This window comes from Herbaspirillum huttiense, assembly GCF_047300815.1.
In the GTDB taxonomy this organism is placed as follows: domain Bacteria; phylum Pseudomonadota; class Gammaproteobacteria; order Burkholderiales; family Burkholderiaceae_D; genus Herbaspirillum; species Herbaspirillum huttiense_A.
Genome location: NZ_CP178608.1, coordinates 3,314,616 through 3,327,002, shown reverse-complemented (window position 1 = coordinate 3,327,002; position 12,387 = coordinate 3,314,616). Strand labels below are relative to the sequence as shown.

Annotated in this window: 7 protein-coding genes; 3 read left to right on the top strand and 4 right to left on the bottom strand. The window is 64.4% G+C overall.

Annotation, left to right across the window (positions count from 1 at the left end; all coding sequences use genetic code 11):
* Window positions 1-264 precede the first annotated feature (264 nt).
* The 3 genes from ACLRDN_RS15300 to ACLRDN_RS15290 all read left to right on the top strand — a co-directional run bounded on the left by ACLRDN_RS15300 (window position 265) and on the right by ACLRDN_RS15290 (window position 5,423).
* Entirely contained in the window at window positions 265-1,386 is a 1,122-nt protein-coding gene (locus tag ACLRDN_RS15300) for a porin (RefSeq protein WP_413456987.1), read from the top strand.
* Between the two features lie 243 nt (window positions 1,387-1,629).
* Window positions 1,630-3,921, top strand: coding sequence for a primary-amine oxidase (gene tynA, locus ACLRDN_RS15295; protein WP_413456986.1), 2,292 nt, complete (start codon window positions 1,630-1,632; stop codon window positions 3,919-3,921).
* A gap of 71 nt (window positions 3,922-3,992) precedes the next feature.
* Window positions 3,993-5,423, top strand: a complete 1,431-nt coding sequence (locus ACLRDN_RS15290; protein WP_413456985.1) for an aldehyde dehydrogenase family protein — start codon at window positions 3,993-3,995, stop codon at window positions 5,421-5,423.
* Window positions 5,424-5,515: 92 nt separating this feature from the next.
* Here the strand turns inward: ACLRDN_RS15290 and ACLRDN_RS15285 are convergent, their stop codons facing one another.
* The 4 genes from ACLRDN_RS15285 to ACLRDN_RS15270 all read right to left on the bottom strand — a co-directional run bounded on the left by ACLRDN_RS15285 (window position 5,516) and on the right by ACLRDN_RS15270 (window position 12,111).
* A complete protein-coding gene (locus ACLRDN_RS15285; RefSeq protein WP_413456984.1) occupies window positions 5,516-6,511 on the bottom strand; it encodes a YCF48-related protein in 996 nt (331 codons plus the stop codon).
* A gap of 22 nt (window positions 6,512-6,533) precedes the next feature.
* Entirely contained in the window at window positions 6,534-8,903 is a 2,370-nt protein-coding gene (locus ACLRDN_RS15280; protein ID WP_413456983.1) for an efflux RND transporter permease subunit, read from the bottom strand.
* Between the two features lie 114 nt (window positions 8,904-9,017).
* Complete coding sequence (locus tag ACLRDN_RS15275) at window positions 9,018-10,709, bottom strand: DUF1302 domain-containing protein (protein WP_413456982.1); 1,692 nt, start codon at window positions 10,707-10,709, stop codon at window positions 9,018-9,020.
* A 40-nt stretch (window positions 10,710-10,749) separates the two neighbouring features.
* Complete coding sequence (locus ACLRDN_RS15270) at window positions 10,750-12,111, bottom strand: DUF1329 domain-containing protein (RefSeq protein ID WP_413456981.1); 1,362 nt, start codon at window positions 12,109-12,111, stop codon at window positions 10,750-10,752.
* Between the last annotated feature and the right edge of the window lie 276 nt (window positions 12,112-12,387).

The window sequence follows — 12,387 nt, the reverse complement described above, 5'->3', positions numbered from 1 at the left end:
GGAAGAGGGCAGTGTACCGAACTTGCGCACCACTGCGCAAAAAGCGTCAGCGGGCCGCAGCAAGTATGGCATGGGCACAGGCTTCGCGCCAGCCGCAATGACCCGCGCGGGCACTATCCCAAGAGGTAATTGCCGCTGGAGGGAGGGGCTCCTACCATGGGCTCACCCTGGACCCGGCCAGTGCCATCCTCCTCCCTCCACCGGCAGAAAGCACCGGGGCTGATTTGACGTTTTCTGCACCATGCCGCGTGCGGCACGCTTCTCATGAAAAAACTCATCTTTACCCTTTCCGCCCTGGGGCTGCTCAACGCCAGCCAATGCGCCCAGGCCCAGACTTCCAGCGTCACCGTCTATGGCGTCATCGACATGAGCCTGGTCTATACCAGCAAGGTCGGCACCGGCAACAGCAGCCGCGTCAGTGTCGATTCGGGGGATGCCATGGCCTCGCGCATCGGCTTTCGCGGCCGGGAGGAGCTGGGCGGCGGACTGGCGGCCATCTTCCAGCTGGAAAACGGATTCTCCGCTGACGACGGCGCCATGGCCACGCCGGGCACCCTGTTCGACCGCAAGTCGGTGGTCGGCCTGAGCAGTCAATACGGCACCCTGACCATCGGCCGCCAGACCGATTACCTGGAGGAGATTGGTCTGCAATACAGTTCCTTCCAGATTTTCGGGGGGGGCGGTGTGCGTGCCGGTCACTTCAACAGCCTCGATCGCCTGACCGGGGCGCGGACCAGCAATTCGCTGCGCTTCGATACGGCCGACATCGACGGCTTTACCGGCAGCCTCTTCTACGGCTTCGGCGAGGTCGCCGGCAAGACGTCGGCGGGACAAGCCTTCGGCGTCGGGGCCAACTACCGGCGCGGCAATGCGGGCATCGGTGCCGCGTACTACCAGAGCAAGCTGGCAGCCGATGCGTCGCCGTCCAGCGCCGGCGATACCGACCTGAAGACCTTCACCCTGGGGACCAGCTACCAGGCGGGTCCGGCCAAGCTGTTTGCCGCCTGGTCGCAGGTACGTCGCCCGACCCAGCAGCCATTGGCTGCCAGCGGGCTGGTCGCCATCACCAGCGCCACTCGCGCCAACGTCTTCGACGTCGGTGTCGACTATGCACTCGATGCCAAGCTGCACCTGCTGGGCAGCGTCATCCACGACCGTGCCGACCTGTCCCGCGCCAGCGGTGGCGCTACGCGCGGACACACCACACAGTTCAATATCGGCATCGACTATTTCTTCAGCAAGCGCACCGATCTCTATGCCATGGCCAGCCGCCAGTCGGCCAGCGACGTGCTCAATCCCGGCGTCATCAGCGCGGCCTATTCGTCGGCACCGGCGGACGACAGCAGCCAGAATGTCTTGCGCATCGGCTTGCGGCACAAGTTCTGATCTCGCCGAAAAACATAGCCGAAAACGGCAAAACAGCCTCCGCAGTGCGGGGGCTGTTTTGCTTTTGAGCGATACGATCCGGGGGCATCAGGGGCGAGGGAAGGCTACATCCGGCAAGCGAACGCAGGCTGCGCGCGGCGCAGGGCCTCGTGCGGCGCGCAGGTTTGCCAAATCGGGCTACGCCGCTGCGGGAAGGGAACGCAATAATCCATCACACCCGTTCCACACCGACACGTCCTGACCATGACCTCCACTCGTTCCCGTTCCCGCCTGCTGCAGAAGGCACTGATCACCACGCTCTCCGCGGCCGGCCTGGCCACTGCCTTGCTGGCGCCGCTGTCGGCCGCCGCCCACGGTGCGGCCGCGCACATGTTGCCGCTCAAGAAGACCCTGGAAGACTTCGGCGCTACCGTGCGCTGGGATGCCTATGCGGGCCTGTGGATCCTCCAGCGCAACAGCGTGACCGTGCGCGTCAAGCCGCGTGCCACGACCGCGCTGGTCAACGGCCAGAGCGTGAAGCTGCCGGTGCCGCTGGTGATGAAGAACGGGCAGCCCTATGTCTCGGACGAATTCATCAATACCGTCTTTGCGCCCAGCCTGGACAAGACTTTCCAGATCGAATCCGTGCCGCATCCGCTGAACCCGCTCAGCGCCGATGAGATCAACGCCACGCTGGACATCTTGAAAGCCAGCGGCCGCTGGCAGCCGACCTATCGCTTTACCGAAATCACGGTGGCCGAAGCGCCCAAGGAGCAGGTCTGGAAATTCGCCCTCGGCGAACGCGGCCTGGCCTTTGCGCGGCGCGCCGATTTCACCTTGCTCGATGGCAGCCAGGTGATTGAAGGCACGGTAGACCTGGGCCAGCGCAGCGTGACGCGCTGGGAGCCCAAGACCGGCGTCCATGGCATGGTGCTGGTGGATGATTTCGCCACCGTCCAGAATGCGATGGAAACCAGCCCCGACTACGCCCAGGCGCTGGCCAAGCGCGGCATCAACGATATCAAGAAGGTGGTGGCCACCCCGCTGACCGTGGGCTACTTTGGCGGCAAGGATGCCTTGCAGGAAGATGCCCGCCTGCTCAAGGTAGTCAGCTACCTGGATGTGGGCGACGGCAATTACTGGGCCCATCCCATCGAGAACCTGGTGGCAGTGGTCGACCTGGTGCAGAAGAAGGTCATCAAGATCGAAGACAATGGCGTGATCCCAGTGCCGATGAAACCGACTGGCTACGACGGCAGCGGCCGCGCACTGGTCCCGCCGCCCAAGCCACTGGACATCAGCGAGCCCGAGGGCAAGAACTACACCATCACCGGCAACACCCTGCGCTGGCGCAACTGGGAGATGCACTTCAAGCTGGATTCGCGCGTGGGCCTGATGTTCTCGACGGTCACCTACAACGACCACGGCAAGAAACGCCAGATCATGTACGAGGGGTCGCTGGGCGGCATGATCGTGCCTTACGGTGATCCGGACGTGGGCTGGTATTTCAAGGCCTACCTGGATTCGGGCGAATACGGCATGGGCACGCTGACCTCACCCATCGAGCGCGGCAAGGATGCGCCCGACAACGTGGTGCTGCTCGATGCCACGCTGGCCGACACCAGCGGCAAGCCGCGCACCATCCCGCGCGCCATTGGCGTCTTCGAGCGCTATGCCGGCCCGGAATTCAAGCACCAGGAATACGGCCAGCCCAATCTGTCGGTGGAGCGGCGTGAGCTGGTGATCCGCTGGATCAGCACGGTCGGCAATTACGACTACATCTTCGACTGGGTCTTCGCCGAGAACGGCACCATCGGCATCAATGCCGGCGCCACCGGCATCGAAGCGGTCAAGGGCGTGAAGTCCTCGACCATGCGCGACGCCAGTGCGGCCGAGGATACCCGTTACGGCACGCTGATCGATCACAACATCGTCGGCACCACGCACCAGCACATCTACAACTTCCGCCTCGACCTGGACATTGATGGCGAAGGCAATTCGCTCACCGAAGTCGATCCGGTGGTGTTGCCCAACACCCGGGGCGGCCCGCGCAGCAGCACCATGCAGACCGTGCAGCGCACCGCCGGGACCGAGCAGCAGGCGGCGCAGAAATTCGATGCCTCGACCATCCGCCTGCTGAGCAACCCGAACAAGTTCAACAAGGTCGGCAATCCGGTCTCTTACCAGTTGATCCCGTATGCGGGCGGTACACACCCGATTGCCAAGGGCGCCAACTTCTCGCCCGACGAATGGCTCAACAAGCGCCTGAGCTTCATGGACCGCCAGCTGTGGGTGACCCGCTATGACCCGCAGCAGCGCTTCCCGGAAGGCAAGTATCCGAACCGCTCGAACGAGGATACCGGCCTGGGGGCCTTCGTCAAGGACAACCAGTCCATCGTCAACCAGGACGATGTGGTCTGGCTGACCACCGGCACCACCCACGTGGCGCGTGCCGAAGAGTGGCCCATCATGCCCACCGAATGGGTGCACGTCCTGTTGAAGCCCTGGAACTTCTTCGACGAGACGCCCACCCTCGGCCTGAACAAGAAGAAATAAGGCTTCCCCAAGCCGGCAAAGCTTGACCGTCCGTGCTCCGGCCCGACGGTCTTTTTTCACAAGGAGACTCCATGCACATTGCATCCAACATCATCGGCGGCCAGCTGCGCACGGGCAGCCGCCTGCTCGATTCGCACAATCCCGCCAACGGCCAGGTCATGGGCCGCTTCCCGCACTCCGATGCCATCGAGGTCGCAGCTGCAGTGGCCGCTGCACGCCAGGCGCAGCCCGGCTGGGCAGCCTTGTCACTGGCGCAGCGGCGCGAGCACCTGCAGCGCGTGGCCGATGCCATCGCTGCCCATGCCGAACGGCTGGCCACGCTGGTGACGCTTGAGCAGGGCCGCCCGCTGGGTGGCGTCGGCCCCGATCAGGTACCGGGTTCGCGCTTCGAACTGTGGGGCTGCGAGGCCTGGACGCGTGCCACCGCCAGCCTCGAACTGGCCCCGGAAGTGGTGTTCGAGGACGAGACCCGGCGCGACGAACTGCATCGCAAGCCCTATGGCGTCGTCGCCGCCATCGCACCCTGGAACTGGCCGCTGATGATTTCCATCTGGCAGATCATCCCGGCGCTCTACACCGGCAATACGGTCGTGCTCAAGCCTTCCGAATACACCAGCGTCTGCGGCCTGGAACTGGCGCGGGTGATCGCAGAAGCACTGCCGCCCGGCGTGCTCAATACCGTCAGCGGCGATGGCAGCGTGGGCGCCCTGCTGGTGGAGGATGCGGACGTCAACAAGATCATGTTTACCGGTTCCGGTGCGACCGGCGCGCGCATCGTCGCGGCGGCCGCGCGCAACCTCACGCCGACCACCATGGAACTGGGCGGCAATGACGCGGCCATCGTGCTGGAGGATGCCGATCCCAAGGCGATTGCGCCGGGCCTGTTCTGGGGGGGCTTCCTCAACATGGGCCAGACCTGCGCCTGTGCCAAGCGGCTTTACGTGCCCGATGCGCTGCATGACCAGATCGTGGCCGAGCTCCAGGCCATCATCGCGGCCACGCCCATGGGCGACGGCTTGCAGCCCGGCATCGCCATGGGGCCGGTACAGAATCCCATGCAATTGAAGAAGGTGGCGGCGCTGGTGGATAGTGCCCGTGAAGAGGGGGCCACCATCGTCTGCGGTGGCGTGCTGCCGGACGGCCCGGGCAATTTCTATCCGCTCACGCTGGTGACCGATATCCGCGATGGTGCGCGCCTGGTGGACGAGGAACAGTTCGGTCCGGTGCTGCCCATCGTCCGCTACAGCGATCTGGAGCAGGCCATCGCCAATGCCAACCGGCTCGATGTCGGCCTGGGCGCGTCGGTGTGGAGCAGCGACACGCAGCGCGCGGCTGAAGTGGCTACCCGCCTGCAGGCCGGGACGGTGTGGGTGAACCAGCATGGCATGGTCCATCCCATGGTGCCCTTCGGCGGCAACAAGCGTTCGGGGTGGGGACTGGAGTTCGGGCAGGAGGGATTGAAGGGGGTGACGCAGCCGCAGGTGATCAGCCTGAAGAAATAACCGTACAGTGCCGTATCAAAAAAAGGATATCTGCGGATATCCTTTTTTTGTGCCGGGCGCGAAGTGAGGCTTACGCGCCCCGGAGAATGACATCAGCGCATCACGCTCGCCTCCAGCTTGGCCTGTCCGCCCTTGCCATACGCGATCGGCCGCTCGGCTCGCCCATCCTGCAGTTCCAGGGTGGTCAGTGCATCGCGAGCCATCGCCTTGATGCGCCATTGCCGTCCGTCGTCCTCGCTCACCAGCAACGCACCGGAGAGCGAGCTCGCCATGACCTGATTGCCTTCGCTGCGCAGGGCCGTGATGGAGCCGCTGGTGGGCGAGGCCAGTACCTGCCAATGCTGCCCGCCATCCTCGCTGCGCAGCAGCTTGCCGCCCAGGCCACCGACGATGATGGCCCCGGAGGCGGTGACCACGCCGCTCCACAGCGAAGCCTTGCTGCCCGTGGCCAGCGCTTCCCAGTGCTGGCCGCCATCGGGCGAGCGGTACAGCACGCCTTGCTCGGCCGCGACGAACAGCGCGCCATCGCGGCCGGGGAAGATGTGCAGCAGGTTCAGGTCGCCGCGCTGCTGGCCCGGTGCCGTGGGCAGCTTGACCTGCCGCCAGCTCTTGCCGCCATCGCGTGTATGCAGCAGCAGCGACCACAAGCCGGCCGCCCAGCCCTCATTGGCATTGGCAAACCAGACCGAGAACAACGGCTGGTCCACGCTGGTGTCGCTGCGCTGCAGGGCCCAGGTCTTGCCGCCATCGGCGGTATGCAGGATCACGCCACCGTGGCCGGCGGCCCAGCCTTGCTCGTTGCCGGCGAAACTGACCGAGGTCAGCGTGGTATCGACCGGCACCTTGTCGGCCTGGCGATAGCTGGCACCGCCGTCGTCGGAGAGGATGATGTAGCCATAGGCGCCCACGGCCACGATGCGGCTGCCGGCACGGGTCGCGCCCAGCATCATGTTGTGCAGGGCATGCGCATCGGAGCGCGCCGGTAACAGCGTGACTGCTGCGCCGGCCTGCGCGAATGCGCCATGGGAGACGCCACCGGCCAGCAGGGCCAGTGCCAGCGCCACGGAATGTTTGCGGAAATAAATCATGACTCGTCCTTGCGATCGGTAATCAGTGCGCCAGGGCGCTGTTGAGCTTGATGGGCGACTTGCGCGGGAACATCTTCTCCAGCACCACCGCAAAAGCGGGCAGGGCGGTCATCGCCATGACCAGGTTGACCAGGAACATGAAGGCCAGCAGCTTGCCCATGTCGGCCTGGAACTTGAGGTCGGAGAAGGACCAGGTGGCCACGCCGATGGCCAGCGTGATGGCCGTGAAGATGGTGGCGATGCCCACCTCCTGGATCGCATTGTGCAGCGCCTCTTCAATGGGCAGGCCAGCGGCCAGATGCAGTTGCAGGCGGTTGTAGATGTAGAAGGCATAGTCCACGCCGATGCCCACGGCCAGCACCATCACGGGCAGCGTGGCCACCGTCAGGCCGATCTGCAATTGCTTCATGAAGGCGTAGCCGATGAAGGTGGCCACCGTCAGCGGCAGGCAGCAGGCGATGATGGCGCGCCAGTCGCGATAGACCGCAAACACCAGTAGGACGATGGCACCGTAGACGTAGAGCATCATGGGCAGCTCGGATTTTTCCACTTCATCGTTGACGGCCGCGATCACGCCCGCGTTGCCGGCAGCCAGGCGGATTTCCAGTCCGGCCAGCTTGTGCTGGTCGCGATAGGTTTTCACCGCCTGGATCACGCCATTGATGGTGGCGGCCTTGTGGTCGGCCAGGAACAGGTGGCTGGCCAGCATGTTGCAGTCCTTGGAGAGGAAGCCGCGTACACGCCCGATCTCCACCGCCAGCGCGGCATAGTTGGCCGCATCCAGCGGCACCGTGAACATGACCGGATTGCCCTCGTTGTAGCCTTCGTTGTAGATCTTCATCTGGTCGGCGAAGGAACTCACGGAGAGCACGCCCGGCACGTGCCGCATGACCGTATCGAACTGATCCTGATAACGCCCGAAGCTGACGTTGTCGCAGGAATTGGAGGGCGTCGAGAGGATCACCGTCAGCCAGTCCAGCCCGTTGCCGTAGTTGTCCGCGATCCAGCGGGCATCGCGGTTGTAGCGGGCATCGGCGTGCAGTTCCGGTGCACCCGGCTGCAAGGTGCCGACCAGGCGGTCATGGCTGTACCAGGCCGAGCCGGCCAGCACCAGCAGAGTGATGAGCACGATGCTGCGGGCCACGCGCGGCTGCGCCGAGCGGGACAGCACGGCCAGCCAGCGGCCTCTGGCTTGTTGGGCGCGCATGGCGCTGTCGGCATAGGTCTTGCCGACCTTCAGCAGCGAGGCCGCCAGCGGCAGCATGACCAGGTTGGTGATGATCTTGTAGCCCACGCCGATGGACGCCGTGATGGCCAGCTCGCGCACCATGGGAATGGGGATCATCACCAGCGTGACGAAGGACACCAGCGCCGTCACCAGCGCCAATACGCCAGGAATCAACAGACCCTTGAAGCTGGCGCGGGCCGCCGCTTCGCAGGACTGGCCGCTGGCAATGCCGCGCACGATGGTGTTGATCTGTTGCACGCCATGCGAGACGCCAATGGCAAACACCAGGAAGGGCACCAGCACCGCCAGCGGATCGAGCCCGTAACCGAGCAGGCGCAGCGTGCCGAACTGCCATACCAGCGACACCAGCGAGCAGGCCACCGGCAGCAGCGTGAAGGGCAGCGAGCGGCAGTACCAGTAGACCGCGATGGTGGTCAGCAGCAAGGCCATGGCGCAGAATTTGAGCACGCCTTCGGCACCATCGGCCACGTCGCCGATCTGCTTGGCAAAGCCGATGATCTGCACTTCGAAGTCGGCGTTCTCGTATTTCGCGCGCAGGTCGTTGAGCAGCTTGTTGTAGGCCAGGTAGTCGACCTTCTCACCCTTGGCATCGAACTCGTTGATTTCGGCCACGATCATGGCGCTGTCCTGGTTGCGCGAGATGAGGGTGCCGACGAAGCCGCCATTGACGGCTGTATTGCGGATCTGCTCGATGGTCTCCGGCGTGAGCGCCGAGGGAATCACGGTGCCGGGGATGACCGGGTCGGCGCGGAATCCTTCCTCGGTGATCTCGTTGACGAAGGTGTTGGGCGTCCACAGCGACTGCACGCCGAGCCGGCTGATGTTGGGCAGGAACATGACGGCCTGCGTCATCTCGGACAGGCGGGTCAGTCCCTCCTTGGTCCAGATGCTGCCCTTGCGCGCGCGCAGCACGATGTTGAGGCGGTTGGCGCCGAGCACGTCATCGCGGTATTGCTTGAAGGTGTCGATGTATTCGTGATGGGTCGGCATCTGTTTTTCAAAGCCGGCGTCCATGCGCAATTGCAGCGCGAAATACGACAGCACGGCGGTAAAAGCCAGCAGCAGGGCCAGGATGGGGATGCGCAGGCGGAACAGGCTGGCTTCGAGTCTATCCAGGCTGAACAGGGAAGGGGCGTTGGCCATGGTGCGGTGGTCTCGGGTCGGAGTTCAAAAACGCTGGCCGCCCGCAGGCGGCGCAGGGAAATACGCGGCAACACGACGACGCGCCCGGACCGTGGAGGGGCCGGGCGCGCTGCCTCAGAAGTTGCGGCTGATGGTCATGCCATAGAAGCTGCGGTCACGCAGCGGTTGATCCAGCACGCTGGCCCCGCCCCAGAACTTGGCCAGGTTCAGCGCCACCTGCCACTTGGCCGGATTCTGGGTAAAGGTGACGGTGAAGTTGGCCATCTTGGCGCCTTGCATGAAGGTCGCCGTGGCATTGGGCGTGCGGCCCTTCACGGCATGGAAGAAGTAGACCTCCGGGATGACCTGCCAGCCCGGGATCACCGAACCATCGTAGACCCAGCTGAAGTCGAAGTTGTAGCCATACGAAGTGGCGCTGCCCACGCCGGAGGTATTGCCGCCATTGGCCAGCGTAGTGTTGGCGTTGGCCGTGGTGTCATAGCCCCAGCCCCAGAGGCCGGCCGCCACGGGGATGCCGCCATAGGCGTTCTTCAGGTTGGGATACTTGATGGCCACTGCTTCCACCATCAGCGTGGCGGTATCGGCGCCCAGGGTCTTGAGCACGGCACCGTGTTCGCTGGGGGTTAGGCTGAGCATGCCGGTGATGGCCAGCTGGTATTTCTCGGTCTCGATGTAGCACTTGCCATTGGTCTGGCACAGGCCGCCGTTGGCGTTCTGTACCGAGCCGTTGAGCGAGACCGCATCCTTGGGCCGGTACGACAGTTCAGTGCCGATGGCCCAGTTGCCCAGCGGGAAGTTGGCCGACAGCCCCACCATCTTGCGGTCTTCCAGGTAGGAGTAGCCCAGCCCGCTGGGGGTGCTGGCCGTGGACAGCACGGGCGACTTGTCGTGGTAGTTCATCACGTACAGGCCAAAGTTCACATCCGCGCCGGGCGGCGTATAGCGCAATGCCACGCCGTACTGGCCGGTGGAGCGCGGGCGGTTGGTGGTGGGCACGCCCAGCGCGTCGGCGCCGATGCCCACCGTGGCGGTGGACCAGTAGCTGCCCACCGGCGGGAAGTAGTTGCTCTCCCAGCCTTGCTGCACGTAGGTTTCCACCGAGAAGCCGCGGCCCAGGCCGGTGGCGAAGTTGACCATGGGCGCGGGCAGGATGGCCTCCTTCAACTGCGTGCCCGGATTGGACAGGCGCATGATATCGATGGCGTTGGTCTGGTTGATGCCCCCGGCGATGAACAGGCTCTCGCCCCAGTTCACCACCTGGTTGCCGACGCGGATGCGGGCGCGTTCTTCCCCCAGGTCGAAGGACTTGCTGACCCACAGGTCCAGCAGGCGGATCTTGGTGTGCAGTTCGTTGCTGGCATCGTTGGACAGCGCGCTGCCGGTGGTGTTGGCGGCGCTGATGTTGCCGGTGGTGCGGGTGGCCGAGAAATCGCGCAGCCAGCTCACGCGCCCCAGGAAATTCACGTCTTCCGGCATGTTGAGCAAAAGCTCATGGGTGCCTTTGAGGTAGGTGGTGAAGCGGTCGCCCCGGTTGTAGTTCAGGTCGCCCTGGTCGTTGAGCGAGGACAGCGCATCGGTACAGCCAGCCGGCGCACTGGGGCCGGTGGCAGCAGCTGCATTGCCGCCGCTGCTGCCGATGACCAGCCCGCAGGCTTGCTTGCCGGCACGCACGCCCACGCCCAGCGAGACCGTGGAGTCGAAGTTGCCGGTGACCGTCTCGCCCTCGAAGGTGATGGCCTGTGCGGCGCCGCTGCACAAGGTGGCGGCCGCCATGGCGATGAGTCTGGTTTGCAGGTGATGTTTCATTATTATTCCTCTCCCGTGGCTGATGCGGTGTCAGGACCGCTCAGCGATCGCTGATGGCACGCAGGTTGTCGGCGCTGTAGAAGCTGGCCTTGGCGCGTGGATTGCCCTTGGCGTCGACTTCCCAAGCCATGTCGCGGCCGGTGCCGGCGGAGTGCAGGTCGAAGACGTAGCGCCCTTCGGCCAGGTTGTATTGGGTGAAACCGGCCTGGTCGCAGCTGCCGGTCTCATAGACCGGGATCACGTAGGCTTCGCGGTGTTTCCACAGCTTGCCCTGGGCGTCGTAATCATCTGCGGCGACCAGGTTCCAGCTGTCTTCATCGACATAGAAAGTGCGCTTGGGCGCGAGGTGGCGCACACCGGCCTTGACGGTGGCTTCCACCACCCAGACGCGGTGCAGCTCATAGCGGCGGGCGTTCTCGGCGATGTAGTCGTCACCGGCCACGTCCTCGAACTTGGCCTTGAAGTCGGTAGCGCCGAAGCTGCCGTAGGGGACGTAGATTTCCTTCTTGCCCACCAGCTTCCAGTCGAAGCGGTCGATGGTGCCGTTGAAGACCATGGGCTCATCCAGGGTGTACTGGTTTTCCATGCCGATCTGGGGCGAGTCGTAGGCGTAGGAGGGCATGCGGCGCACGCGGCGCTGGCCGGGGAAGTAGTAGAAGGTTTCGCCGCCGGCCTGGTTCAGGAAGGTGGTCAGCGACAGCGCCTGGCCAGCCAGCGCCGTGGGCGAGTTGTAGGCGAAGTAGGTGTAGTACTCCACCGGCGGCAGGGTCGAGAGATTCACGCTGCCCTTGGCGGCCCAGGGGAAGAACATGGTCTGCTGCGAGCCGGCCTTGATCCATTCGCTGCTGCCCTTGCGTGGCGAGACGGCGGTGATGGTCGATTTCCATTCCAGGGCCACGCCGCGATAGCGCATCTTGCTGTTGTACATGACCTCTTCGCCGGTCTTGGGCACCGGGAAGGGAATGCCCGGCACCACTGCCTCGGCCAGGCTCCAGCCATCGGCGCCGAGCTTGGCGCTGGTGTTCTTTTTGGTGTTCTCCACCACGAAATCGGGAGCGCTGCAGTAACGGTGGCTGGGGTAGACATCCATCTTGTAACCCTTGATCTGCCTGATCAGGGCGACCTGGCCGGCAGTGAGCTTGCTGGCGTACTTGTCGACGTTGGAGGCATCGATGGTCTCGCTCTTCTTCTCGTCCTTGTACTTGAAGAAATCGCGGCGCAGCTTGCCGTAGGACCAGCCGGGCAGGACCACGTTGTCTTCCTTCCAGTCCGGCACGCCGTTGCCGCCAGCTTTCTCGCCGCCCAGCGGCGTGAGGCTGCCGCCCAGGTCGGCGGGCGTGGCGGCCTGCGCGAAGGTGGCGGCCAGCGCCAGGGCCATGGCGCTCATGTGGATGACCTTCATTGCTCTTCTCCCTTGTGGTGATGCTGATGTGCGTTGGCCGGAGGCGCTGCCGCGTCCTCCGGATGGGGGACCGTTCCCAAGGCGTGGAGGCCTTTCCTGTCGCCGCAACCCGGTCGGGCGCAGAGCCGTTCCTGACAAATCACTGACGGAACGGAAAATTGACTCGCTTATGGCGTTGTCCTGGACAGGTGTTTTTTTGGGAGCAGTGGACGAGGGAGAATGTAGAAGGGGCGCCCATGCAACTGTTAGCCGCTTTTAGCAATTTTCTGGAGGGCG